This is a genomic window from Xenorhabdus indica (genome assembly GCF_014467235.1).
Lineage (GTDB): Bacteria > Pseudomonadota > Gammaproteobacteria > Enterobacterales > Enterobacteriaceae > Xenorhabdus > Xenorhabdus indica.
This window is the reverse complement of record NZ_NKHP01000003.1, coordinates 164,516-191,244: the sequence shown is the minus strand read 5'-3', so window position 1 is coordinate 191,244 and position 26,729 is coordinate 164,516. Positions and strand designations below refer to the sequence as shown.

General features: G+C 40.4%; 22 protein-coding genes, 5 tRNA genes and 1 pseudogene. 26 read left to right on the top strand and 2 right to left on the bottom strand.

The annotated features are described in order from the left end of the window. Window positions 1-21: 21 nt before the first annotated feature. From Xind_RS24945 to Xind_RS24925, 5 genes are all read left to right on the top strand, one after another. Window positions 22-726, top strand: coding sequence for an SDR family NAD(P)-dependent oxidoreductase (locus tag Xind_RS24945; protein ID WP_420856062.1), 705 nt, complete (start codon window positions 22-24; stop codon window positions 724-726). Window positions 727-759: 33 nt separating this feature from the next. Beyond that, the gene (locus Xind_RS24940; RefSeq protein ID WP_047679771.1) at window positions 760-2,121 is read left to right on the top strand and encodes an aldehyde dehydrogenase family protein; all 1,362 of its coding nucleotides are present in this window, start codon (window positions 760-762) and stop codon (window positions 2,119-2,121) included. Window positions 2,122-2,165: 44 nt separating this feature from the next. After that, a complete protein-coding gene (locus Xind_RS24935) occupies window positions 2,166-3,284 on the top strand; it encodes an FAD-dependent monooxygenase (protein WP_052189408.1) in 1,119 nt (372 codons plus the stop codon). Window positions 3,285-3,342: 58 nt separating this feature from the next. Further along, complete coding sequence (locus tag Xind_RS24930) at window positions 3,343-3,765, top strand: carboxymuconolactone decarboxylase family protein (RefSeq protein WP_047679769.1); 423 nt, start codon at window positions 3,343-3,345, stop codon at window positions 3,763-3,765. A 100-nt stretch (window positions 3,766-3,865) separates the two neighbouring features. Further along, window positions 3,866-4,303, top strand: a complete 438-nt coding sequence (locus Xind_RS24925) for a MauE/DoxX family redox-associated membrane protein (RefSeq protein ID WP_047679767.1) — start codon at window positions 3,866-3,868, stop codon at window positions 4,301-4,303. 114 nt (window positions 4,304-4,417) lie between these two features. On the opposite strand, the pseudogene Xind_RS24920 reads toward Xind_RS24925, so the two are convergent. Next, window positions 4,418-4,578: pseudogene (locus Xind_RS24920) on the bottom strand (IS30 family transposase); the annotation flags it as partial. 260 nt (window positions 4,579-4,838) lie between these two features. Here Xind_RS24920 and Xind_RS24915 point away from each other — a divergent pair. After that, entirely contained in the window at window positions 4,839-5,579 is a 741-nt protein-coding gene (locus Xind_RS24915) for an ester cyclase (RefSeq protein WP_052189406.1), read from the top strand. Between the two features lie 426 nt (window positions 5,580-6,005). After that, a complete protein-coding gene (gene dinB / locus Xind_RS24910; RefSeq protein ID WP_187649509.1) occupies window positions 6,006-7,061 on the top strand; it encodes a DNA polymerase IV in 1,056 nt (351 codons plus the stop codon). A gap of 73 nt (window positions 7,062-7,134) precedes the next feature. Here dinB and pepD read toward each other — a convergent pair whose 3' ends face one another. Beyond that, a complete protein-coding gene (pepD, locus tag Xind_RS24905; protein ID WP_047679763.1) occupies window positions 7,135-8,595 on the bottom strand; it encodes a beta-Ala-His dipeptidase in 1,461 nt (486 codons plus the stop codon). Window positions 8,596-8,850: 255 nt separating this feature from the next. On the opposite strand from pepD, the gene gpt reads away from it, so the two are divergent. From gpt to luxS, 19 genes are all read left to right on the top strand, one after another. Continuing rightward, the gene (gpt, locus tag Xind_RS24900) at window positions 8,851-9,306 is read left to right on the top strand and encodes a xanthine phosphoribosyltransferase (RefSeq protein ID WP_047679761.1); all 456 of its coding nucleotides are present in this window, start codon (window positions 8,851-8,853) and stop codon (window positions 9,304-9,306) included. A gap of 180 nt (window positions 9,307-9,486) precedes the next feature. After that, window positions 9,487-10,734: an esterase FrsA gene (frsA, locus tag Xind_RS24895; RefSeq protein ID WP_047679759.1), complete on the top strand. Its 1,248-nt coding sequence runs from the start codon at window positions 9,487-9,489 to the stop codon at window positions 10,732-10,734. A 73-nt stretch (window positions 10,735-10,807) separates the two neighbouring features. Then, window positions 10,808-11,197: a sigma factor-binding protein Crl gene (crl, locus tag Xind_RS24890; RefSeq protein WP_047679757.1), complete on the top strand. Its 390-nt coding sequence runs from the start codon at window positions 10,808-10,810 to the stop codon at window positions 11,195-11,197. A gap of 232 nt (window positions 11,198-11,429) precedes the next feature. Beyond that, on the top strand, window positions 11,430-12,533 hold the full coding sequence (gene proB, locus Xind_RS24885; protein ID WP_047679755.1) for a glutamate 5-kinase: 1,104 nt from the start codon (window positions 11,430-11,432) through the stop codon (window positions 12,531-12,533). A 10-nt stretch (window positions 12,534-12,543) separates the two neighbouring features. Then, complete coding sequence (gene proA / locus Xind_RS24880; protein ID WP_187649508.1) at window positions 12,544-13,797, top strand: glutamate-5-semialdehyde dehydrogenase; 1,254 nt, start codon at window positions 12,544-12,546, stop codon at window positions 13,795-13,797. Between the two features lie 164 nt (window positions 13,798-13,961). Beyond that, window positions 13,962-14,492 (top strand): shikimate kinase AroL, encoded by a 531-nt coding sequence (aroL, locus tag Xind_RS24875; RefSeq protein WP_047679751.1) that lies wholly within the window; start codon window positions 13,962-13,964, stop codon window positions 14,490-14,492. A 144-nt stretch (window positions 14,493-14,636) separates the two neighbouring features. Further along, window positions 14,637-16,784 carry a bifunctional acyl-ACP--phospholipid O-acyltransferase/long-chain-fatty-acid--ACP ligase gene (gene aas, locus Xind_RS24870; RefSeq protein WP_187649551.1) on the top strand — a complete coding sequence of 716 codons (2,148 nt, stop codon included), beginning with the start codon at window positions 14,637-14,639 and terminating at the stop codon, window positions 16,782-16,784. Between the two features lie 4 nt (window positions 16,785-16,788). Next, a complete protein-coding gene (lplT, locus tag Xind_RS24865) occupies window positions 16,789-17,985 on the top strand; it encodes a lysophospholipid transporter LplT (RefSeq protein ID WP_047679749.1) in 1,197 nt (398 codons plus the stop codon). Between the two features lie 25 nt (window positions 17,986-18,010). After that, on the top strand, window positions 18,011-18,514 hold the full coding sequence (gene pncC, locus Xind_RS24860; RefSeq protein WP_047679747.1) for a nicotinamide-nucleotide amidase: 504 nt from the start codon (window positions 18,011-18,013) through the stop codon (window positions 18,512-18,514). A gap of 124 nt (window positions 18,515-18,638) precedes the next feature. Further along, complete coding sequence (recA, locus tag Xind_RS24855; protein WP_038263203.1) at window positions 18,639-19,715, top strand: recombinase RecA; 1,077 nt, start codon at window positions 18,639-18,641, stop codon at window positions 19,713-19,715. A 317-nt stretch (window positions 19,716-20,032) separates the two neighbouring features. Next, window positions 20,033-22,660, top strand: a complete 2,628-nt coding sequence (alaS, locus tag Xind_RS24850; RefSeq protein ID WP_047679745.1) for an alanine--tRNA ligase — start codon at window positions 20,033-20,035, stop codon at window positions 22,658-22,660. Window positions 22,661-22,905: 245 nt separating this feature from the next. Continuing rightward, window positions 22,906-23,091: a carbon storage regulator CsrA gene (csrA, locus tag Xind_RS24845; protein ID WP_010845367.1), complete on the top strand. Its 186-nt coding sequence runs from the start codon at window positions 22,906-22,908 to the stop codon at window positions 23,089-23,091. Window positions 23,092-23,537: 446 nt separating this feature from the next. Further along, window positions 23,538-23,630, top strand: a tRNA-Ser gene (locus Xind_RS24840). A 9-nt stretch (window positions 23,631-23,639) separates the two neighbouring features. Next, window positions 23,640-23,716 (top strand) — tRNA-Arg (locus tag Xind_RS24835). Window positions 23,717-23,803: 87 nt separating this feature from the next. Continuing rightward, window positions 23,804-23,880: transfer RNA gene (locus tag Xind_RS24830), tRNA-Arg, on the top strand. 87 nt (window positions 23,881-23,967) lie between these two features. Continuing rightward, window positions 23,968-24,044 (top strand) — tRNA-Arg (locus Xind_RS24825). Between the two features lie 87 nt (window positions 24,045-24,131). Continuing rightward, window positions 24,132-24,208: transfer RNA gene (locus Xind_RS24820), tRNA-Arg, on the top strand. A 199-nt stretch (window positions 24,209-24,407) separates the two neighbouring features. Beyond that, window positions 24,408-25,967 (top strand): glutamate--cysteine ligase, encoded by a 1,560-nt coding sequence (gene gshA / locus Xind_RS24815; RefSeq protein WP_047678726.1) that lies wholly within the window; start codon window positions 24,408-24,410, stop codon window positions 25,965-25,967. Between the two features lie 171 nt (window positions 25,968-26,138). Beyond that, window positions 26,139-26,654, top strand: a complete 516-nt coding sequence (gene luxS, locus Xind_RS24810) for an S-ribosylhomocysteine lyase (protein WP_047678723.1) — start codon at window positions 26,139-26,141, stop codon at window positions 26,652-26,654. Window positions 26,655-26,729: the final 75 nt, after the last annotated feature.

Sequence of the window (26,729 nt, the reverse complement as noted above, 5' to 3'; positions counted from 1 at the left end):
ACTCTTAGTGTGCGTTGAAGAATTTATGACCGCCTTTTCATCAGGGCAACAGCCGGGAGTGAGAAAAATGAGTGTATCGTTATTATGAAAGCTTATTTATCAGCTCTTGAAAAAAGTGTTTTACAATTAACCCAACGGGGAATTACTGCCGAGCTATTACATTTGGATGTTACGGACCAAGAATCTATAAAATCTGCTGCAAATTTAATGCTTAGTAATAATACAACTATTGATGTGCTTATCAATAATGCAGGAATCTTTTTGGATTCAATTCAAAAACCCAGTGAAACATCTCTGGATAGTATTCATAACACTCTAGCGGTCAATTTGATCGGTCCCTGGCTTGTCACTCAGGCATTTTTACCTTTACTCCAACGTTCAAAAGAAGCCAGGCTGATTTTTATATCTACTGATCTTGCTGCCTTATCTCAAGCAGCCGATCCCCATTCAAAGTACAACAAGGTTGAAGGTCCGGCCTATCGCACCTCTAAAGCAGCCTTAAACATGCTTGCTTTACAATGGGCCAAAGAGCTGCGCGATTCGAATATCTCTGTCAGTGTATGTAGCCCAGGTTGGTGCAGAACCACTCTAGACAGTCAAATTGATTCACGAAAAGCCCCTAATTCTGCTGCTGACGGTGCTGATACCGCTGTTTGGCTCGCTTTAGATAAAGACAGAACACAACATGGGCATTTCTATGCATTTCGTCAACCTATCAATTGGTAACTTTATAAAATAAACAATATTGAGGATAATAACATGACAAAAAAAGAAAATATTAATATCTCTGATCACCAAGCTGAAACAACTCTTTATATAGATACATTAATTTACCAAGGAAGGGAGGCTCAAAAAGAGATTGAAAAATGCTCAGATGAAGAGATTGATAATGTTCTGCACGATTTAGCTAAAATCTTTTCCTCCCGCTGCCGTCAATGGGCCGAAAAAGAGCTTACTGTAACACATATCGGCAATGCTGATGATAAAGAACACAAATTAGCATTAGTTGTTAATCAAGTATTTAAAGGATTATATGGCACCAAAACCTACGGTCGCCTTGATGGAAGCCAAAGACTCATTGAATATGCCAGTCCGGTAGGATTGATATTTGCTGTTGTTCCATTAACCAATCCAATTCCAAATTCACTTTTCAAAATCATGCTTTCTCTCAAAACTCGCAATGCTATCATTTTCAGCTATCCGGCCAAAACAGATAAATTAGCAAGTGAATTTATTCAGTTAGTACAACAGACTATTGTTTCCCATGGTTTGCCGATTTCATTGATTCAGGTTTGTACACCGCCAAGTCACGATAAAACTCATATGTTAATGCAGCACCCTGGTGTAGATATGATCCTTGCTACAGGGGGGAAAACAATAGTCCATGCAGCTTACAGTTCAGGTAAGCCTGCATTTGGTGTGGGGCCTGGCAATGTTCCGGTTTATATTGGGCGATCCGCTAATATCAAAAAAGCTGCTGCCAATATTGTTAAGGGAAAAATGTATGATAATGGTATAGTTTGTGGCTCAGAAAGTAATCTTATAACACATCCTGCCTGTAGAAATGACCTGATCATAGCTTTAGAAGCAGATGGTGCAGCTATCTTGACAGACAGTGAAATTGAACAAGCTATCCAAATGTTATTTAACCAAGAGACCCAATATCTGAAGCGGGAAAATATTGGTCTTAATGCCGCATCATTGGCAGAAAAAGCTCATTTATCGCGCAATTATCCAATTAAATTGCTTGTTATACCCGCTGAATTAGGGAGATATAATTTTCTCAGTAATGAAAAAATGGCACCAATATTAACGTTATATACTGCCAATGAAGAAAATGGTATTGACCTCTCTTATTCGTTAATTTGTAAAGAAGGCGCTGGTCATACAGCCGTAATACATAGTGAAGATCCCGATGAAATTCATCAATTCTCGCTCGCTATGCCTGCCGGGAGGATTTTGGTGAATACTGCGGCAACACATGGCATGCTTGGAGAAACAACTGAGCTCCCTATATCATTTATGCAAGGTAGCGGAACTTTTGGCAGCAACCATACGACTGATCCGATCATCTGGAAACACTTAGTCAACATTAAACGTGTTGCGTATGGCTTACAATGATGTATCTGAATCTTTCAAATTTAAATAATTTGGGAAGAAAATAAATGAAAATACAGTGTATTGGTGCAGGCCCTGCCGGATTAGTGTTTGCCATTCTTACAAAAATGCATAATCACCATCATGAAATTGTTATATATGAACGTCATTTACCAAACGTTACAACCGGGTGGGGGCTTACACTTTCTGAATCAATTTTACAACAATTAGCCAAAATTGATCCTATTATTGTTGAACAACTCAGGTCTCATGTTTTAACGTTAAATTATATTGATATTCACATTAGAGGAAAGATAGTCCGTTCATCCAAGCAACAACTTCTTGCTATCAGTCGATTAAATATGGTCAATATTCTGAGAAAAAGAGCACAGGATATTGGTATCAAAATACATTTTAATATTTCATTAAAATATGAAGATCTTATTAAGCTTTCCGCTGATCTGACGGTTATAAGTGACGGTTCCAACAGTAAAATAAGAAATCAGTTAGAAAATAAATTTAATACAGTACTTCATGAAGGAAATAATTTATATTTATGGTTAGGAACTTCACAACTCTTTAATAATACCTTTAATTTTATTTTCGAACAAACAGAAACAGGTTGGTTTTGGGCGCATTGTTTCAAGTTTGAGAAAAATTGTTCTACGTTTATTGTTGAATGTTCACATGAAACTTGGATAAAAACAGGATTTTTATATATGGATAAAAAGCAAACAATAAATTTTTTGGAAAAAACTTTTTACCGACATTTACATGGCCATCCATTAAAATTCAATGATATATTTAGAAAAAAAATCTATTGGCGTCGTTTTGTTTCTCCCGTAAGCAAAATTTGGTATCACGATAAAAAAGTTTTGCTAGGAAATGTTGCGCATTCTACACATTTTTCTATCGGTTCAGGAACAAAGTTAGCAATAGGAGATGCAATTGCACTAGCGGAAAATTTAAGGTCATGCAATAGATTAGATCTGACCAACCTTGCACATTACCAACAGTGCCGGCAAAATGAATCATTAAATTTACATATAGCAGCAAAAAACTCTCAATCTTGGTTTGAAAATGTTGATTCATTAATTTCAAATGACTTTTTACAATTTTCTATCTCTTTACTTTTGAGAAGTGGTAGAATTTCACAAGATGATCTTTCTATAAATCTGTTACAATAATATATAAAGAGAATGTATTTTATATTTTAATTTTATAAAATAGTAAACAGAGGTTATAATGAATTACGCAAAAATATCCCCTAAAATAATAAACCCACTGTATAAAAGTTATGATGAAATACAGAAAACTGAATTAGATCACTCGCTTATTCTTTTAGTTGAAATGCGAACCTCACAAATTAATGGTTGTGCTTACTGTTGCAGGCTCCATGCAGAAATGGGGCGTAAACTAGGTATAAAAGAGGAAAAGTTCGATAAGTTACCAGGCTGGTTTAATTCCAATATCTATAGTCCGAAAGAAATATTGGCATTAGAATGGTGTGAAGCGCTAACAACAAGCATTAAGAAAAAAAATCTTGACCCTATCAGAGAACGTTTAGAAGAGGTTTTTTCAGAAAAAGAAATTGTTGATCTGACTGCTGCTATATCAGTCATGAATGCCTTGAATAGAATGGCAGTAAGCATTGGAGATAATGGGTAGTAAATTTCCATTATTTGCAACTTAGTTGATGTGTTAAATAATATATTCTATGAATATTATTTTCATAAGACATGATAGTTTCACGACTAAAGGAAATCCTATGTTAAGTGGAAATCAATTAAGATATGCAATGTTAATCGCACGTTACTCACTTTCTATTGCATTTCTAGTCGCAGTTGCTGACAGACTGGGTTTTCATAGTGGATATGGTGAAGAGCAAATTACATGGGGTAACTTCACTGTATTCCTTGACGTTGTTAAACGTTTAAACCCTTGGGCACCTGATTTTATGATCCCTATTTTGGGCTGGGGAGTTACTCTCTTGGAAATCATTTTACCAATATGCCTAATGGTAGGCTTTAAAATCAAAGAAAGTGCATTGATAAGTGCAATCCTGCTATTAATTTTTGCCATCGCAATGGCAACAACCGGCTTATTAAAAAGTGTGTTTGACTATAGTGTTTTATCTGCGTTTTCTTGTGCCCTTCTACTTTATTTTTTTGAAAAATTAAAAATGAGTGAAGATAAAATTATCTAAATTAATAGATCAAATAGTGATAATAACTAAATGGTACTGCATTGTGTAATACAGTACCAAAATTATTTTAATTATATTTAGATTCGGTGAGATTACATAATAAGTACAACATTGTTAATCTGGTAGTAAACGTGCTTGTATTTCCTTAATAATTCATTTGGTGTTTTAGCATGCTGTGTTTTTCTGGAGTAATCATTTAAGCGGTTTACAATAAAATTTATTTTCTGATCAGTTAATTCATTAAAATCAGTTCTCTTTGGAAAATATTGCCTGATTTATTCTGATTTCTCTTCATCTCCCGATTGATGGCAGGTGTGAATTTCGATTGAATGACGCGTAAATGAAAAGATGTGAACAACCTGCTTTTTTTAAACTGGGAAAATGGTATCTTTCTGTTTCAGTCAGTTGTGTATAGGACATAGTGTATAGGACATAGTGTATTTCCCTGTGGTAGAAAAGATGCCTGTTATAGCAACTAACCGCTCTTTTGAAAAATAGCACTTATTAGTTTGTCGAATCAGCCAGGTATAACTTTATGACTACTAAACAAAGAGAAAAAAATATATCTAATGCCAAGTATTTTATGCACGAAGTTTGGGTTCTAAAAAATCCCACAGATAAATCAATAAAAATGATGGATAATGATACAATTATTGAAAGTCCTACTGGAACTTCAGTTGGTATTGATTCTTTTATAACACTATTGAAAATTTGGTACAGGGCTTTTCCTTATTTAGTATACAGAGAGAACAATATCAGCGCTCACAATAGAGATATTATTATTGATTGGGAAATTGAAGGAGAACATCTTGGTGAGTTTTATTCAATTTCTGCAACCGGAAAAAAGGTTAATTATCGGGGAACAACAAAAATTGTTTTCACTGATGGGAAAATTATCCATTATCACACAAAGACTGATATAAAAAATATTATTTTACAATTGACAAATTCATCATATTCTCCAGTTTTTGATATAAAAAATATTGAGGTATATAATTTAATCAATCAAATATTAGGACATCAATTGTCTTATCGGCAAATAGAGTGCCTTGCCCTTTCTACGTTAAATACGTCTATCAAAGATATTGCAAGGTTATTATCTATAGAAAACAGTACCGTACAGACTCACTTAAAAAGAGCGTTCGAAGTCATTGGTATTAGTAATAAAAAAATGCTTATGGAGTTCATTATTGAGTGTCATGCGATTGAAATTATGGTTAGAGTTGGATTGCTTATAATAATTCGCATAAGAAGGAATAAATATTTTAAATATTAAACTACCCAATAATAATTTAATCTGAACTAAGCAATTGTGACAGATATTTGATAACAATATGATCTCCAGCCACCGTGAATGTTTCACGTCGGTCATGATTCGAACCAGGTGACTTGCTGACGCTTGATTTTCAGGTTATGTATCCATGGAAATGCATGACCGAATTATTGGGTATTATCTGAACATTCATCACTATCAATAAGTTGGAATCATGATCCCAAATTACAGTCTGTTTTTTGTTCTGATTAAAGTAAGTAATAAATTATTTTGATTAACCTGTTATTTGAAATAAATCTTTTATTAGACAGATAATAATAGTGAAATGCAGGTTGATATTTGCCTGTATGATAAAAATGGTTAAAAAAAGTAGCGTGTTATGATTTTCGACTGTATATTTATACAGTTTCTTTGTCGTGGAGAGATCTGATGCGCAAGATTATTCATATTGATATGGACTGCTTTTTTGCTGCTATTGAAATGCGGGATAACCCATCACTTCGCGATATTCCTATTGCTGTTGGTGGCAGTGCTGACAGGCGAGGTGTTATCAGTACAGCGAATTATCCTGCCCGCCGTTTCGGCGTACACAGTGCTATGTCTACCTCAATGGCTTTAAAACTTTGTCCTCAATTGAAAGTGATTTCAGGACGTATGGCGTTCTATAAAGAAGTTTCTCAACATATCCGCCAGATTTTTTCCCGTTATACCGAATTGATTGAACCTTTGTCTCTGGATGAGGCTTATCTGGATGTAACGAATTGCCAATATTGTTATGGCTCCGCTACGTTAATTGCTAAAGAGATTCGTCAGGTCATTTTTGAGGAGTTGCAACTAACTGCTTCGGCAGGTGTTGCACCCGTTAAATTTCTGGCCAAAATTGCATCAGATATCAATAAACCCAATGGTCAGTATGTGATTGCTCCTGAACAAGTTGAAGAGTTTGTGAAATCTTTACCATTGCACAAAATTCCCGGCGTGGGAAAAGTAACGGCTAATCGATTATCGGGGATAGGTTTGGAAACCTGTGTGGATGTGCAACGCTATGACAAGTTAGAGTTAATAAAAAAATTAGGGAAATTTGGCTTAGCGCTTTGGCAGCGTTGTCATGGTATTGATGAACGCTTAATCAAGCCTGAGCACTTACGTAAATCTGTTGGTGTAGAAAAAACACTGGCGCAGGATATTCATGATTGGCGTGATTGTGCCGAATTAATTGAACAACTTTACCCTGAACTGGAAAAGCGGTTGGGAAAGGTTAAGCCTGATCTGCGTATTGCTCGTCAGGGCATTAAATTAAAATTTGATGATTTTCAACTGACGACACAGGAGCATGTCCATCCTCTATTAGATAAACAGGATCTGCTTCGGATCGCCAGACAGGCTTGGGAAATTCGCAGAGAAGGCCGGGGTGTCCGGTTAGTTGGTCTGCATGTGACATTACAGAATCCACAACTGGAACGTCAGTTATTGTTAGAATGGTAATGCTGCTTGTTATGGGGGAAAGCATGTAAGAAAGAATATTCCCCTGCCTGTGAACAGGGGAATGCAGGCATTACTACTCTTTCACCGGAATTGATTTCAGAATGGCAGTCAGCAATTGCCAATACTGATCAACACTCTTAATGTGAACCCTTTCATCAGGTGAATGTGCACCTCGAATGGTTGGGCCAATGGAGACCATATCCATATCTGGATACGGTTTTTTAAACAATCCACATTCCAAACCTGCGTGGATCACCATAATATTCGGCATGTTGTCGAACAATTGGTGATAAGTTTCGCGGACTAAATGCATAACTGGAGAATTGGCATCCGGTTGCCAGCCAGGATAACCACCACTTGCTGTTGTTTCTGCGCCGGACAGTTTTGCCAGAGAATTCAGCATCCCGGCAACATAGGCTTTACCACTTTCAATTAATGAACGGATCAGACAGATAATTTCCACTCTGTCTGCTTCCATATTAACAACGCCTACATTCAGGGATGTTTCTACAACACCTTTAGCGACATCGCTCATACGAATAACACCGTTAGGCATAGTGTTTAGCATAGAGATAAAGCGAGACTGGCAGTCTTCTGTCAATGCGGGTGATGAAGTTTCAATTTTGTTCAATAAGAGAGTCAAATTCGTGTCAGAAACCGCATATTCATTTTTCAATGTTTCCAAATAATCATCTTTTAACTGATGTAGCTTTTGGCGCTGCTCTGTTGGCACGGCAATGATAGTAGAGCCTTCACGAGGAATAGCATTGCGCAGTGTCCCTCCCTGAAAATGAATCAATCTCAGGCCAAGTTCTTCTGTATGTGTAGCGAGGAAACGAGCCAGTAATTTGTTAGCGTTACCTAATCCTAAGTGGATATCACCACCGGAATGACCGCCTTTCAAGCCCTTCAGCGTTAGTTGCAGAGTTTGATAGTTTGCTGGCAGAGACTCGCGGGAGAGTGTCATCGTTGAGACAAAATCAATACCGCCTGCACAACCCATATAGATTTCGCCTTCTTCTTCTGAATCAGTATTTATCAGAATATCAGCTTGCAACCAGTCAGGTTGAAGGCCAAATGCACCATCCATACCTGCTTCTTCAGTCATGGTCAGTAAAACTTCCAGCGGGCCGTGTTTGACAGATTCGTCTGCCAGTACTGCCAAGGCGGAAGCCATACCAATACCATTATCTGCCCCTAATGTTGTACCTTCAGCCGTTATCCAGTCACCATCAATGTAAGGACGGATGGGATCTTTCGTAAAATCGTGTTGTGTATCATTATTTTTTTGAGGAACCATATCAAGATGAGCTTGAAGTACTACCGCCTTGCGGTTTTCCATGCCTTTTGTGGCCGGTTTTCTAATCAGGATATTACCGACTTCATCGCGCTCAACATGGAAATTTCTGTTTTTGGCCCATTCAATGATGTGAGAGGCCAGTTCTTCTTCATGATAGGATGGGTGTGGAATGGAGCAAATTTTAGCAAAAATATCCCATAATGGCTGAGGGGATAGTGTTGATAATTCGGACACGTCAGATCTCCTGTAACTGCATCTTGATGAAATGGGAAGTATATAATGTTTGACATATCGGGGGCTTGTATCATCTTGAGCTGCCCAGTGTCTATGCTCTTGCCTGAGAATACCATTTTCTTGTGGATAATGCGCAATCAGGATGTACCTTGTTTTTGCTGGTTTTTGCTTGCCTAACTCACTATAATCTCGCGCAACCTTTATTCCGCAACAAACTCTTTTCTGAGATTTTCTTAGTTTCCAGGATCAAATTTTATGAGCGAAAAATATGTCGTAACGTGGGATATGTTGCAAATACATGCCCGTAAACTGGCACAACGTTTACTTCCCGCAGAGCAATGGAAAGGTATTATTGCTGTAAGTCGTGGCGGGCTTGTACCTGGAGCATTATTGGCTCGTGAACTGGGGCTCCGTCATGTGGATACAGTTTGTATTTCCAGCTATGATCATGATAATCAGCGTGAGTTAAAGGTATTGAAAAAAGCCGAAGGAGATGGAGAAGGCTTTATCATCGTTGATGATTTGGTTGATACCGGAGGCACTGCTCAGGCGATCCGTGAGATGTATCCCAAAGCGCACTTTGTGACGATTTTTGCCAAACCTGCAGGCCGTCCGTTAGTGGATGATTATGTGGTTGATATTCCTCAAAACACATGGATTGAACAGCCGTGGGATATGGGCGTAATGTTTATCCCGCCTATCTGTGAATAATAATTATACTATACCTCTCATCTTGCAAGTTGCTCTTTAATTGGTTGCGCTATTCTTCATAGCTACCCCAGTCATATAGTTTAGTTACCTATGCGCCTGGGGATTTTTCTATTGCTACTGCAATGCAACTCGAAATCTATTGGGTATTTTTGTGATAAGCAGTAATAAATTTCTTTTGCCATGACTAAACATAACCTTTCAGAATCGCTGTTTAAACCTCAGGTTAAACAGCGGGAAACTTCTACATTGGTAAAATACGTTTGTCCACAAGTGACTGATGCCAGTGATAAAGTGCTCAGTGGAGAACGCCAAGAACGCTGGTATCGCATGATTAACTGGCTCGCTTGGATCTGGAGGGGGATTAATCCGCTGGAAATTCAAGATGTTCTCAGCAGGATTGCGGTGACAAATGCTGAGCGTAGTCATGACCATTTATTGGACACAGTGATTGGCTATCGTAAAGGGAATTGGGCCTTTGAATGGTCACAACAGGCTATGTTCTGGCAGCAGAAAGCACAGCATGCTGAACAGGGCTCTGAAGCCAGTGAGTGTTGGTTAAAAGCCTCAATGTTATACAGCATTGCTGCGTATCCCCATCTGCGTGGTGACGAATTGGCAGATCAGGCTGTTGCCCTGGCTAATAAAGCTTATGAAAATGCAGCACATTTCTCTGATTATCAGTTGAAAAAACTGAAATTTCAGTTAGAAGAGGGTAAAACCGTTACTGGTTTACTGCATATTCCTCCAGATGTTCAGGAACCGTGTCCGACAATACTTGTTTGTGCCAGTCTTGATAGTTTGCAAAGTGATTGTTGGCGATTGTTTCGGGAACATTTCTCACCGCTAGGTTTTGCAATGCTGACGGTGGATATGCCTTCTGTAGGTTATTCAGCCAAGTTTACATTGACACAGGATACCTGCGCTCTTCATCAACAAGTATTGCAACAATTAAAAACTGTTCCGTGGATTGATCATACAAGAGTGGGCATTTTTGGTTTTCGTTTTGGTGCCAATATTGCTGTTCGTCTCGCGTATCTGGAACCTCATCTTATTAAGGGAGTGGCTGTGGTCAGCCCGGTTGTTCATGAACTATTGCATGATGAAAAGTTACAGCAGAAAATTCCGTCAATGTACAAAGATGTACTTGCCAGTCGTCTGGGCGTTTACCATGTTGATGAAGCTGCTCTGCGTTTAGAACTGAGCTGTTATTCTTTGAAAAATCAAGGATTACTGGGGCGTCGCTGTTCTGTGCCAATGTTTTCAGTATATTGGAAGGATGATATTTTCAGTCCAAGAGAAGACTCAAAACTTATTGCTAGATCATCAATGGATGGCTCTTTATTGGCAATTCCGTCAACGCCTGTTTACAGTGGTTTCAGTCGGGCATTACACGAATCAAGTGTATGGTTGAAAGATAAAGTTGACTAAACTTAAATTTAATAGTTGAAATTTTTTAATCATTTGATACAAATGTGCTTCTGTTTATAAAGGAGACCTTTGTATGACTGTACCCGCAAGTTATTCCAGAAATAAGTTGTTAAAGAGTTTTTCTGCATTAGGGCCCTATTTACGCGAACTAAGATGCCAAAATGATTACTTCTTTTTTGATTGCCTGGCTGTCTGTGTGAGTGCAAAAGCAGCACCAGAAAAACGGGAGTTTTGGGGCTGGTGGTTAGAATTGGAATTACAGGAAAAAGGGTTTGTTTATAACTATCAGATAGGTCTATTTGATAAACATGGTGAGTGGCAACCAATGAGTATCAAAAAAGAAGCTGATCTTAAGCATCTTGAATCAACATTACAGGCGTTTCACAAACGTCTGTCCGATTCTCTTGATATCTTCAAACTGACGCTAATTCCATCTGACAACACTGTCACTCCTCAGATCTAAATTTTGGCATGAATTTGTTTTATACCTGATAAATTTTAAGTTGTATCAGGATCATAAATAAATGGAATCAATAAGAAAGCAACCTAATGAATTAAGGGTATAAATCAACTTTTTTTGAATTTTGCGTTATGCCAGTTGGCATGACGCTTCTCTCCTGCTAAAACTGAGCTCTGTTTTTTAAATTTATTGTGTCTTATTTATTTTTCAAATGAATGGTAATGGCAGGAATATGATGAATGACAGTCAAACATTGGTTGTGAAACTGGGGACGAGTGTACTGACTGGTGGTTCCCGTCGTTTAAATCGTGCCCATATGGTGGAGTTGGTTCGGCAATGCGCGCAGCAACATGAGAAAGGTCACCGTATTATTATTGTAACTTCCGGTGCCATTGCCGCAGGTCGGGAACATCTTGGTTATCCAGAACTACCGGCAACAATTGCTTCAAAACAGTTGCTTGCTGCTGTAGGGCAAAGCCGATTGATCCAATTATGGGAGCAGCTTTTCTCCATTTATGGTATTCATGTCGGCCAAATGTTGTTAACCCGAGCAGATCTGGAAGATCGTGAACGTTTCCTGAATGCAAGGGATACACTTCATGCATTACTTGATAATCAGATTATCCCTATCATTAATGAGAATGATGCAGTTGCAACAGCAGAGATCAAAGTGGGTGATAATGATAACCTTTCTGCTTTGGCGGCAATTCTGGGTAGTGCGGATAAATTGTTGCTTCTGACAGACATTGAAGGGCTATATACTGCCGATCCTCGTAATAATCCTAATGCGGAACTTATTCATGAAGTGCATGATATCAGCGATGAACTCAAAATGATGGCCGGGGATAGCGTTTCAGGTCTTGGAACTGGCGGTATGGCAACAAAACTTCAGGCCGCAGGTGTTGCAGGTCGTGCCGGAATTGATGTGATTATTGCTGCGGGTAATAGAGCCAATGTCGTTGCTGATGTGATTGAGGACAAATCGGTTGGTACACGTTTTCATGGCTTGGCCAGTCCGATGGAAAATCGTAAGCGCTGGATCTTCGGTGCACCTTCTGCGGGAGAAATCATTGTCGATGATGGTGCAGAATCTGCCATTCTTGAGAAAGGCAGCTCTTTATTGCCGAAAGGGATAAGAAGTGTTGCAGGTGACTTTTCCCGTGGTGAAGTTGTCCGCATCTGTAGCTTATCCGGCAAGAAGTTAGCCCATGGTGTATGTCGTTACAACAGTGACGCTTTACGCCTGATTGCCGGTCACCATTCACAGAAAATCTGCCAGATATTGGGTTATGAATATGGTGCAGTTGCTGTGCACCGTGATGATATGATCGTAAGTTAAGGATTCCACCATGCTAGAGCAGATGGGAAAAGCAGCTAAAGCAGCATCATGGCAACTGGCTCAATTGAGCACCAGTCAGAAAAATCAGGTGTTGAGTCATATTGCTGATTTACTTGAGCAGGAAACAGAAGATATCCTTGCTGCTAATCAGCAAGATATGGAACAAGCCCGTCAACAGGATATGAATGAGGCATTGCTTGATCGGTTATTGCTGACCCCTGAACGGTTGAAAGCGATTGCTAATGATGTGCGTCAGGTTTGTCGATTAGCTGATCCTGTGGGGCAGGTGATGGATGGACAATTGTTGGATAATGGGTTGCAGCTGAGCCGTCACCGTGTTCCTCTTGGTGTAATTGGCGTAATTTATGAAGCTCGTCCCAATGTCACTATTGATGTAGCATCATTATGCCTGAAAACAGGGAATGCCGTGATACTACGTGGTGGTAAGGAAACCCATCATACCAATCAGGCAATGGTAAAAGTGATCCAACAGGCATTAGAACAAAGTGGTGTACCTGCCGCGGCGGTTCAAGCGATTAATAAACCTGATCGTGAACTAGTTGCCGAATTATTGAAAATGGATCGCTATATTGACATGCTGATCCCTAGAGGTGGTGCCGGGTTGCATAAATTTTGTCGAGAACAGTCCACTATTCCAGTTATCACTGGAGGAATTGGCGTTTGTCACACGTTTGTTGATGAGCATGTGAATTTCGAAAAAGCGTTGGAAGTTATCACCAATGCAAAAGTTCAACGCCCAAGCGCCTGTAATGCCTTGGAAACTCTTTTGGTGCATGAGAAGATAGCCGCAGACTTTCTGCCAGCATTAAGTATCAGAATGAAAGGGCAGAAGGTAACACTGCATGCCGGGGCGTCAGCTATGGCGTTACTGAAAGATGGCCCGGCAAACGTTGTTGAAGTGGCAGAAGAAGACTATTGCGATGAATGGCTATCATTGGATATGAATGTGGAAATTGTCAACGATATTGATAAAGCTATTGAACATATCCGTACTTATGGTACAGCCCATTCGGATGCTATTTTGACAGAGTCTTTACAGCATGCAGACTATTTTATTCGTCATGTGGATTCTTCAGCTGTATATGTAAATGCCAGTACACGTTTTACTGATGGCGGTCAGTTTGGTTTAGGGGCAGAGGTTGCTGTCAGTACCCAGAAACTACACTCCAGAGGTCCAATGGGACTGGATGCATTGACGACTTATAAATGGATCGGTTACGGAGATTACCTTACCCGTCGTTAATGGCAATATTCTGTTTTAGTAATTTTTAATTCAGAACAGGCCACACTTACCATTAAGTGTGGCTTTTAACGTGGTAAAAATATATTTTTACATAAGTGTAAACATTTAGTTACTATATTTTGTATTCAACTTTAATGGCTCAGACCTTCAGGAAAAACAATACAATGAAGCAAACTCTATTTATCGTAGGTGCACGTGGTGCAGGGAAGACGACAATAGGTAATTTGTTAGCTGAAGTGTTAGCGTATAAATTTGTTGACACCGATGAAAATATTCAGATTTCATGTGGGATGACTATTGCTGACCTCGTTGAGCAACGTGGTTGGGACTACTTCAGGAAATTGGAAAGCCAAACATTAAAAGCTGTTAGCCAGAAAAACCGGGTCATTTCTACAGGGGGGGGAATGATATTAGCAGCTGAGAATCGGCTGTATATGCGGCAAAATGGCATTGTGATTTATCTGCAAGCCCCGGTAGAAGTTCTGATAGAGCGGTTGTCTCATAATCCAGAAAATTCACAGCGCCCTAGTTTGACTGGGAAATCCATAACGGAAGAAATAACCGGAGTGTTGGCAGAAAGAGAGCCATTATATCGTGAATGTGCACATTTTATTGTTGATGCTACCCTGCCAATAGAAAATACCGTTCTTGATATAAAAAGTTATATTTTGAGTCAATACAAACAGATAATTTGATATATTTTTTTATTTTTACGTTTATTTTTTATATGAGTAATAAATTCTATATCTCAGATCATTTATACCTCTTATAGTATCACTCTACTTATTACTCACTTTAATTTTATTTAATTATATTGAGATATGGATTGATATATGGATATGCTCTTAAAGTTTCTGCGATTACTTGTGCGTGTGCTCTTTAGAGTTACAGTAGAAGGTGATGATAAGCATCTCAAACACCCCAAATGTATTATTACTCCCAATCATATTTCCTTTTTGGATGGTCTTTTGATTGGGCTTTTTCTGCCAGTGAAACCTGTATTTGCTATTTATTCTAATATTGCGACACGGAGCTTTCTCAAATTTATTAAACCCTATGCGGATGTTGTGCCCTTGGATCCAACGAATCCAATGGCAATCAGAACACTGGTTAAAGAGATCGATAATGGGCGACCTATCGTCATTTTCCCTGAAGGCCGGATCACGGTAACGGGCTCTTTGATGAAAGTTTATGATGGTGCAGCATTCATTGCAGCTAAGTCAGATGCTAAAGTCGTGCCTATCCGTATTGATGGTGCAGAACAAAGTATTTTTGGGCGTTTGAAAGGTGTTATGAAACTTCATTGGTTCCCTAAAATTACCATCAAGATTTTACCTGCCATAGATTTTCCGATGCCTGATGCCCCGGATTCGTCAATACGTCGCCGTTTGGCGGGAGAAAAACTGCATGCTGTCATGATGGATGTGAGAATGCAGACACGTCCGAAAGAGACGTTATTCAGTGCTTATCTGACAGCTCAAAAGCGTTTTGGACGTTTTAAATCTTGTATTGAAGATAATGCACTGAAAGAAGATAGTTATCACACACTATTGAAAAAAATATTGGCAGTCAGTCGGATCTTAGAACGTTTTACTCAGGAAGGTGAAAGAATAGGATTTTTACTGCCTAATGCTACTGTTATGGCGGCTGCTATATACGGTGCATCGCTGAGAGGACGGGTTCCGGCCTTGTTAAACTATACGGCGGGGAGCAGTGGTGTTAAAAATGCCATACAAGCGGCGACAATCAAAACCATTGTGACTTCTCGTCAATTTCTGGAAAAAAGGCAGTTAACCCATTTGCCTGAGCAGGTAACCGAAGCGAATTGGGTCTATCTTGAAGATCTGAAAGATACCATCACACGGGACGATAAGTTTTGGATATTCTGGCACTTAATTTTCCCAACCAAAGCTATTCTGCCTTCACAGAAACCAGAAGATGAGGCGCTGATCCTGTTTACTTCAGGTTCTGAAGGTGCACCAAAAGGAGTTGTGCATAGTCATGCCAGTTTATTAGCTAATGTTGAGCAAATTAAAACGATTGCAGACTTTACTCCACAGGATCGTTTTATGTCATCTTTGCCCCTGTTTCATGCCTTTGGGCTGACAGTCGGGTTATTTACCCCTTTGATGACGGGAAGCCGTGTATTCCTTTACCCAAATCCACTGCATTATCGTGTTATTCCTGAAGTGGTCTATGACCAAAACTGTACGGTTCTGTTCGGAACCTCAACTTTCTTGGGTAATTATGCCCGTTTTGCCCACCCTTATGATTTTGCCCGCTTGCGCTATGTCGTTGCAGGTGCAGAAAAACTGTCAGAAAACACCAAACGTGTTTGGCAGGATAAATTTGGCATCCGTATTCTGGAAGGTTATGGCGTGACAGAATGTGCTCCTGTTGTGGCAATTAATGTTCCGATGGTTGCCAAAGTAGGTACAGTTGGACGGATTTTGCCGGGTATGGAAGCGCGCTTACTGCCTGTGCCAGGCATTGAAGAGGGTGGACGTCTGCAATTGCGTGGCCCGAATATCATGAAAGGTTATCTGCGGGTTGAGACTCCGGATCGTCTTGAACCACCCGCAGCAGAAGATATTGAAGGGAATCTACAGCTTGGTTGGTATGATACAGGTGATGTTGTCTCCATTGATGAAGAGGGTTTTTGTACGATTAAAGGGCGTGTGAAGCGTTTTGCTAAATTGGCAGGTGAAATGATTTCTCTTGAAGCCGTAGAGCAAATTGCGTCAAGGATCTCACCGGATGCTCTGCATGCAGCAACGGCCAGAAGCGATTACAGTAAAGGTGAAGCTCTGGTGCTGTTCACGACAGATACAGTACTGAACAGAAATGCGATGTTAGTTGTTGCACGCGAAATTGGTATGCCTGAACTGGCAGTTCCACGAGATATTCGCTATGTGCAGCAATTACCTTTACTTAGTAGTGGCAAACCTGATTTTGTCACATTAAGAGAAATGGCAGAGCAGGAGTAAGGAAATGCATGGGACTGTGGAGACACAACCATTGTTAAATCGAGGAATGAAGGCAGTTTTATTATCCCAGTTTCTGTCTGCTTTTGCTGATAATGCACTATTCTTCGCTATATTAGCTCAATTGAAGGCTGAGTCGTATCCGGGATGGAGCTTGCCAGCCCTACAAATTGTTTTCGTGCTGACTTATATTGTACTCGCTCCCTTTGTGGGGCAAATTGCTGATCGGTTTTCGAAAGGCCGGGTTATGCTCTTTTCCAATGGCATCAAATTACTGGGTGCTGTCAGTATCTGCATTGATATGAACCCTTTTCTGGGATATACCCTTGTGGGAATTGGAGCAGCAGCTTATTCACCTGCTAAATATGGAATCTTGGGCGAATTGACTGATGGTGCGCATTTGGTTAAAGCTAATGGCATGATGGAAGCATCAACAATTGCAGCGATTCTGATTGGTTCTGTAGCAGGTGGCTTTCTCTCTGATTTCAATCTGTTTCTTGCATTAGGGCTATGCGCTTTTATGTATAGTGCAGCTGTGGTAGCTAATTTCTATATTCCTCGTTTGGCGGCAGCCCGCCAGGGGAAAGGTTGGGCTCCTAAAGCAATGCTGGTGGATTTTATTGTTGTTACTTCTGCCCTTTGGCGAAACCCCGAAACCCGTTTCTCTTTAGTTGGAACTAGCCTGTTCTGGGGAGCTGGTGTTACCCTTCGCTTTTTGTTGGTTGCATGGGTACCTATCGTACTGGGAATTGAAGGTAATACAACGCCAACCTTGATGAATGCAGTTGTTGCGATTGGTATTATTGTAGGAGCGGGTTTGGCTGCAAGGTTTATTACATTGAAAACTGTGCGTCGCTGTATGCCTGCCGGAATTTTGATCGGTGTTATTGTTATCATTTTTGCCATTCAACAATCAATATGGCATTCATACTTAATCCTGATTACGCTTGGTGTGTTTGGTGGTCTTTTCGTCGTGCCATTGAATGCATTGTTGCAGGAACATGGGAAGCATGAAATGGGAGCCGGTAAAGCTGTTGCGGTACAGAATCTTGGTGAAAACAGCGCAATGCTGATTATGTTAGGACTGTACTTAATTTCCATCATGTCAGGAATGTCCGTCATTGCTATAGGTGTTGGGTTTGGTATCTTATTTTCTTTGGCAATCGGCGGGTTGTGGATTTGGGATCTGTTTCAGAAAAATTAATTTCTTATAGAGTTAAAGGCGTACTATGGATGAAAAAATCCTGAATCAGCTTAGTATTGAACTTGGGAAAAGGTTACGCCAGAAACAATTATCCATAACCTGTGCAGAATCCTGCACAGGAGGATGGATCGCTAAGACGATCACAGATATTGCTGGTAGTTCAGCCTATTTTAATCGTGGTTTTGTAACTTACAGTAATGATGCCAAGCATGAAATGCTGGGAGTATCGCATGTGTCTCTGGCTCAGTTTGGCGCAGTCAGTGAGCAGGTTGTTAAAGAAATGGCTTCAGGGGCGTTGGAAGTCGCTAAAGCAGATTTTGCTATTTCAGTCAGTGGCGTAGCAGGGCCAGACGGTGGCAGCGAAGAAAAACCAGTAGGTACAGTCTATTTTGGGTTTGCTGTTCGTGATGGTGAAAATATATACATGAAATCATATCGTCGGCTTTTTATTGGTGATCGTTACTCTGTACGGCTTCAGTCAGTTATTTTTTCTTTAAAAACATTGCTGGAAGAAATCATAAAAAATTAACTTGATGCTGTATGATTATACAGTATAATTGGTTTCAGCACTTTGATTATATAAACATGGTATCAGAAACAGTTTATCAGCAGTGGGGCAGCCCCTTCACTTCATTGCTTACGAAGGAGTAAACATGGCTAACGATGAAAACAAACAAAAAGCACTAGCAGCGGCACTGGGCCAAATTGAAAAACAATTTGGTAAAGGTTCTATCATGCGTCTGGGCGAAAACCGTTCAATGGATGTTGAAACCATTTCTACTGGTTCACTGTCACTAGATATTGCTTTAGGTGCGGGCGGTTTGCCAATGGGGCGTATTGTTGAAATATACGGGCCTGAATCGTCTGGTAAAACAACGCTAACCCTTCAGGTTATTGCTGCTGCTCAGCGTGAAGGCAGAACATGTGCTTTTATTGATGCCGAACATGCCCTTGATCCGGTTTATGCCAAAAAATTGGGTGTGGATATTGATAACTTACTGTGTTCTCAGCCTGATACTGGTGAACAAGCGTTAGAAATTTGTGATGCTTTGTCACGTTCTGGTGCCGTTGATGTTATTGTGGTTGATTCTGTTGCTGCGTTGACACCAAAAGCAGAAATCGAAGGTGAAATCGGTGATTCACATATGGGGCTGGCGGCTCGTATGATGAGCCAGGCTATGCGTAAGCTGGCAGGAAACCTGAAAAACTCCAATACATTGCTGATCTTTATTAACCAGATTCGTATGAAAATTGGTGTGATGTTTGGTAATCCAGAAACCACAACCGGTGGCAACGCACTCAAATTCTATGCATCTGTTCGTCTGGACATCCGTCGTACTGGCTCTGTGAAAAACAGCGATGAAGTTGTCGGCAGCGAAACTCGTGTGAAGGTCGTTAAGAACAAAGTTGCTGCACCTTTTAAACAAGCTGAATTCCAAATCCTGTATGGTGAAGGTATTAATACTTATGGTGAGCTTATCGACCTGGGTGTTAAACACAAAATGGTGGAAAAAGCGGGGGCATGGTATAGCTATAACGGCGACAAAATTGGTCAGGGTAAAGCTAATGCCACAATTTACCTGAAAGAGCATCCAGAAGTTGCATCTGAACTGGATAAAAAACTGCGTGAATTGCTGTTGAATAATGCAGGTGGATTCAGTAGCGCTGCTTCTGATTATGTCACTGATTATGAAGACAACGTCGAAGAAGTGAATAACGAAGAATTTTAATCACTTTTCACTTTGTGATCATCACAAATTGTTTCCGTCAAAAACCACATCCGGTTTGGGTGTGGTTTTTGCTTTTATGTAGGCATAAATACGATTGGAAATGATTGTATCGAAACTGGTCTGACAAACAGACTTTCAGAAAATGTCCAGACGAATTACAATGCTGAAAAGCGAATGGATTTATATGGGATTTTACTTCTTATGGAAGACACTCTATCTTAACCCTATTTTAATGTGTTCGTGAGTTGAAATGGTGATGAGATATTCCACCTCAACCATCCATTATTCTGTTTTTTCAGCTTGATTTCGGGACAATTATGAGCAAAAGCACCGCTGAGATCCGTCAAGCGTTTCTTGACTTTTTTCACACTAAAGGGCACCAAATAGTACCAAGTAGTTCGTTGGTGCCAACCAATGATCCAACATTGTTGTTCACCAACGCGGGAATGAACCAATTCAAAGATGTTTTTCTTGGGTTGGATAAAAGGCCTTATACTCGAGCAACAACGGCTCAGCGCTGTGTTCGTGCTGGCGGCAAGCACAACGATTTAGAAAATGTTGGTTATACCGCTCGTCATCACACTTTCTTTGAAATGTTGGGTAATTTCAGTTTTGGTGATTACTTCAAGCAAGATGCGATTAAATACGCTTGGGAATTGCTGACAGGAGCAGAGTGGTTCAATCTGCCAAAAGAGAAATTGTGGGTGACTGTCTATGAGACAGACGATGAAGCCTACAATATCTGGAGCAAAGAAGTCGGTGTTCCAGCAGAAAGAATTATTCGCATTGGTGATAATAAAGGTGCTCCTTATGCGTCAGATAACTTCTGGCAAATGGGGGATACAGGCCCTTGTGGTCCTTGTACAGAAATTTTTTACGATCACGGTGAACATATTTGGGGTGGGCCTCCAGGTAGTCCTGAAGAAGACGGTGACAGATATATTGAAATCTGGAATATCGTTTTCATGCAGTTTAACCGTCATGCAGACGGTACAATGGAATCTTTGCCAAAACCTTCCGTTGATACCGGCATGGGCTTGGAGCGTTTGGCTGCGGTATTGCAGCATGTGAATTCCAACTATGAAATTGATGCGTTCCGTGATTTGATCGCTACAGTAGCAGAAGTGACGGGTGCAACTGATCTCACTAATAAATCCCTACGTGTTATTGCTGACCATATCCGTTCATGCTCATTCCTGATTTGCGATGGTGTTATTCCATCGAATGAGAATCGGGGTTATGTGCTTCGTCGTATCATTCGCCGTGCTATTCGTCATGGCAATATGTTGGGAGCTAAAGAGACATTCTTCTATAAGCTGGTTGCTCCATTGATCAAAATTATGGGGGCAGCAGGTGAAGAACTGCAACGTCAACAGTCATTAGTTGAGCAGGTATTAAAAACAGAAGAAGAGCAATTTGCCCGTACTTTGGAACGTGGCCTGCAATTACTGGATGAAGAACTGGCGCAACTGTCTGGTGATACCTTAGATGGTGAAACTGCTTTCCGCTTATATGACACCTATGGCTTCCCTCTTGATTTGACTGCGGATGTTTGTCGTGAACGCAATATTAAGGTTGATGAAGCGGGCTTTGAGATTGCAATGGATAGTCAGCGTCGTCGTGCTCGTGAATCCAGTGGTTTTGGTACTGATTACAATGAAGTAATCAAAGTTGATAGCCACAGCGATTTTTCTGGTTATGAACATAACTCTCAAAAAGCGGCTGTAACGGCTATTTATCGCCATGGAGAGCCAGTTGAGCAACTTCATGCTGGTGAAGAAGCGATCGTTATACTTGATAAGACGGCCTTCTATGCTGAATCTGGCGGACAAGTCGGGGATACAGGCAAGCTCTTCTGCGGTGAAAGTACATTTGAAGTTGTTGATACCCAGAAATATGGTCAGGCAATTGGTCATATTGGTAAATTGACAAATGGTAGTCTGAGCGTTAATGGTACAGTTGATGCCAAAGTTAATGCAGTGCGCAGAGATACAATTCGTTTGAACCACTCTGCTACTCACTTATTACATGCAGCATTGCGTCAAATTCTGGGAGAGCATGTTTCTCAGAAAGGTTCTTTGGTAAATGATAAGTATCTGCGTTTTGACTTCTCCCATTTTGAAGCAATGAAGCCAGAACAAATTCGTCAAGTAGAAAATCTGGTAAATGGAGAAATTCGCAAAAATTTACCAATTGTTACAGAATTAATGGACTTGGAAACAGCAAAAGCCAAAGGTGCTATGGCACTATTTGGTGAAAAGTATGATGAGCAAGTACGTGTATTGAGCATGGGCGATTTTTCTACTGAGTTGTGTGGTGGAACTCATGCAAGTCGTACCGGTGATATCGGGTTGTTCCGTATTATCAGTGAATCAGGCACAGCCGCTGGGATCCGCCGTATAGAAGCAGTTACAGGGCAAACTGCACTAAATTCTATTTATCAACAAACTGAATTATTGCAAGATATAGCTCATTTGGTGAAGGGGGATATCAGTAGTCTGAGTGAGAAGGTGAAAACGACGCTGGATAGAACGAAACAATTGGAAAAGGAGTTGCAACAGTTGAAATCTCAGCAGGCAGCTCAAGAAAGCTCTTCTTTGGCTAACCAAGCGAAAGATATCCAAGGTATTCGTCTACTGGTGACACAGTTGGGTGAAGTTGAACCCAAAATGCTCAGAACGATGGTTGATGATCTGAAAAATCAATTAGGATCAGCAATTATTGTGCTTTCTACTGTGACTGGTGATAAAGTCTCCCTAATTGTTGGTATAACAAAGGATTTGACTGCTAGAATAAAAGCGGGTGATTTAATCTCTTTTGTTGCCCAACAAGTTGGAGGTAAAGGAGGAGGACGTCCTGATCTGGCTCAGGCTGGTGGGACAGATGTAGCAGCTCTTCCTTCCGCATTAGCTAGTGTAGAAGAGTGGGTAATATTGCGGTTGTAGTTAATATCGCCGTGATAGTAGTGGCACCATGAAACTATTTTTATGGTGCCAAATGTTTTTTGTTGTGAAATTGTTGAAACGTTGGGCACATACTTATATTTTAGCTATCCTATAGATATAGGAAATGTGTTCAAAACTGCTTATGCTTTAAGTAGATATCATAGCTTTACGTTTTCACGGTGTTTGATGGATAATAGCGGGGAAACCTAGAGACCCGACTCTTTTAAATTTTCAAGGAGCAAAGAATGCTTATTCTGACTCGTCGAGTTGGTGAAACGCTCATGATAGGCGATGAGGTAACAGTTACAGTACTGGGAGTTAAAGGCAACCAAGTTCGAATTGGTGTGAATGCACCCAAGGAAGTTTCTGTTCACCGTGAAGAAATTTATCAACGGATTCAGGCAGAGAAGTCTCAGCCTACAACTTTTTAATTCAAGAATGGCGTCCATGCTTTTTTAAACTTGGGCGCTACTCTACTTCCTCCCTTTCTTTATGAACCACATGGTTTATCCTTTTTTGTTACCTTAATTCTATTTTCCCACATTTTTTTATTTTCTATCTGTTGAAAAGACATCATTCATGATGTCATAGAAGTGAATAATTTTTTCCATCAATTTTTACGCATCTCAGGGAATTTCACTGTCGATAAAACAGACTTTTAGATGTTAATCTCATCATTATGTGCGCAAAGTATTCAAATAAAAAAAAGTTGCGAAAAATTGTTTGACTTATCAGGCTGGGAAAGTAATATGTGCGCCATCGCAACGACGACGAGCTTTAAGAAAAGCTTCTGAGTAAGCCTCAGAAGTAAAGATTCAAAAAGTTTTGAGGTGAGAACTTCAAGTCTAGAGCTTAAGTCAAGAGTTTTAAAGCGTATGGTGAGGTGGCCGAGAGGCTGAAGGCGCTCCCCTGCTAAGGGAGTATGTGGTTAAGAGCTGCATCGAGGGTTCGAATCCCTCCCTCACCGCCATTTTACAACGCATCCGTAGCTCAGCTGGATAGAGTACTCGGCTACGAACCGAGCGGTCGGAGGTTCGAATCCTCCCGGATGCGCCACTTTAAACACCGCGATTTATTAGGTATCTCAATTCTGAAAAATTAGGCAGTCAATAGCGCCTGAACAGAACATAGAAAACCGACAACGCATCCGTAGCTCAGCTGGATAGAGTACTCGGCTACGAACCGAGCGGTCGGAGGTTCGAATCCTCCCGGATGCGCCACTTTAAACACCGCGATTTATTAGGTATCTCAATTCTGAAAAATTAGGCAGTCAATAGCGCCTGAACAGAACATAGAAAACCGACAACGCATCCGTAGCTCAGCTGGATAGAGTACTCGGCTACGAACCGAGCGGTCGGAGGTTCGAATCCTCCCGGATGCGCCACTTTAAACACCGCGATTTACTAGGTATCTCAATTCTGAAAAGTTAGGCAGTCAATAGCGCCTGAACAGAACATAAAAAACCGACAACGCATCCGTAGCTCAGCTGGATAGAGTACTCGGCTACGAACCGAGCGGTCGGAGGTTCGAATCCTCCCGGATGCGCCATTTTGAGTAAACCCCTGTCTTATTAAGACAGGGGTTTTTCATTTTTATTCTGCTATACATTATATTTTCTTTACCATTCGACGATTATAATTCGTTCAATAACATATCATCAGGACTATGTAATCAGCGACAACTTGACTTGTTTGATATAAAGTAAACGCTCAGTAATAATCTTCTTAAAACTCCACGGGAGGTCAAATTGATCCCGGATGTATCAAAAGCATTGTCATGGTTAGAGGCAAACCCTACCGTTTTAGATGGTATTTGTCGCGGTGTTGAACGTGAAACTTTGCGTGTTACTCCAGATGGTCATTTAGCTATGACAAAGCATCCAGAACCACTTGGTGCTTCCTTAACACATAAATGGATTACAACCGATTTTGCTGAATCTTTATTGGAGTTTATTACTCCTGTTGATAGTGATATAAAAAGAACCCTTGATTTTCTTAAAGATTTACATCGATATACTGCGAAAAATCTGATAAATGAAAAAACCTGGCCTTTGAGTATGCCATGCTTCATTGATAAAGAAGAAGACATCACTCTGGCGCAATATGGCAAGTCCAATATAGGGCGCTTTAAGACCCTGTATAGAGAGGGATTGAAAAATCGTTATGGTGCATTAATGCAAACTATCTCTGGCGTGCACTATAATTTTTCATTGCCGATAAGTTTCTGGCAGGCGTGGTTAGGTGTAAAAGATGCTGAAAGCGGAAAAGAACAAATTTCGGACGGATATTTTAAACTGATCCGTAATTATTACCGATTTGGTTGGGTAATCCCTTATTTGTTTGGTGCATCCCCGGCGATTTGCTCTTCATTTTTACGTGGAAGAGATACTGCGCTATCCTTTGAACAGACCGAAAAAGGAACTAGTTACTTACCTTATGCGACTTCTTTGAGGATGAGTGATTTGGGGTATACCAACAAATCACAGAGTGATCTGAATATTACTTTCAACAATCTTCATACGTATGTTGCGGGCTTGAAAAACGCAATTCATAAGCCATCAGCAGAATTTGCAGATCTGGGGCTTAAAAAAGAGGGTAAATACCTACAACTCAATACCAATGTTCTTCAAATAGAAAATGAACTATATGCACCGATACGTCCTAAACGGGTAACCGGAGAAGGGGAATCACCTTCCGATGCTTTACTTCGTGGTGGTGTAGAATATATAGAAGTTCGTTCTCTGGACATAAACCCGTTCACAGCGATTGGTGTTGATGAAACACAGCTCCGTTTTCTCGATCTATTCTTGATATGGTGTGCTGTCGCGGATTCACCTGAAATGAGCGATGAAGAGTTGGACTGTTGTCGTAAAAATTGGAATAAGGTGATCCTGGAAGGACGCAGACCAAACTTGGATATTGGTATTGGCTGTGGAGCGAAGCAGCAGCCACTGAAGATAGTTGGACAAGAGTTATTCGCAGATTTAGAGCGTGTCGCTGAGGTTTTGGATAGTTGCTCTGGAACGCAATATCAGTCAGTCTGTAGAGAGTTGGTTGGTATGTTTGAGGATCCATCATTAACATTTTCAGCTCGTGTATTAGATCGAATGAAAACTCAAGGGATTGTTGGCTTTGGTCTAGAACTGGCAAACAAGTATTATCTGGAACTGGTCAATGAACCGTATAGTATATTGAATGATGAGCGTTTTTCTGTGGAACGTAAAGTTTCGGTAGAACGGCAACATTATCTGGAGCAACAAGACAGCATAAGTTTTGAAGATTATCTAAAATTACATGCTGAGTCTTAGAAAAGAAAAATGGCCACCATTTGGTGGCCGAAACTAAATAAAGTCTCTTAGAAAAATAAGGATGATAACAATTTTGCGCGTCTTCATATCTTAAGACCAGCCGTAAATAAAAAGGTTTCATCTATTTGAAAAAATTTTTGCAAAAAATCTGATGCCTGAGGAGGTAGGATCATGCCTTTATTGGACAGTTTTACAGTTGACCATACCCGGATGTCTGCGCCAGCCGTTAGAGTTGCTAAGACGATGAAAACACCCCATGGTGATACTATCACGGTATTTGACTTACGCTTTTGCATTCCTAACAAAGAGGTCATGCCGGAAAGGGGAATTCATACACTTGAACATTTGTTTGCCGGTTTTATGCGTAACCATCTGAATGGTGATGGTGTTGAAATTATCGACATTTCTCCAATGGGATGCCGTACTGGTTTTTACATGAGCTTGATTGGTGCACCAGTTGAACTTAGAGTAGCGGAAGCTTGGAAAGCCGCTATGGCTGATGTATTGAAAGTTCAGGATCAGAAGCAAATCCCTGAGTTGAATATTTATCAATGTGGTACGTATCAGATGCACTCTCTGCAAGAAGCACAGGATATCGCTCGCCACATTCTTGATGCAGATGTTCGTATTAACCAAAATGATGAACTGGCTTTGCCGGAAGAAAAACTGGTTGAATTACAAGTGTAGTAGAACGGTGCTAATTTGTTGTAATGTTTTTTGAAAAGCATTTTTTCAAGGAATTATAACTGATATTGCATACGA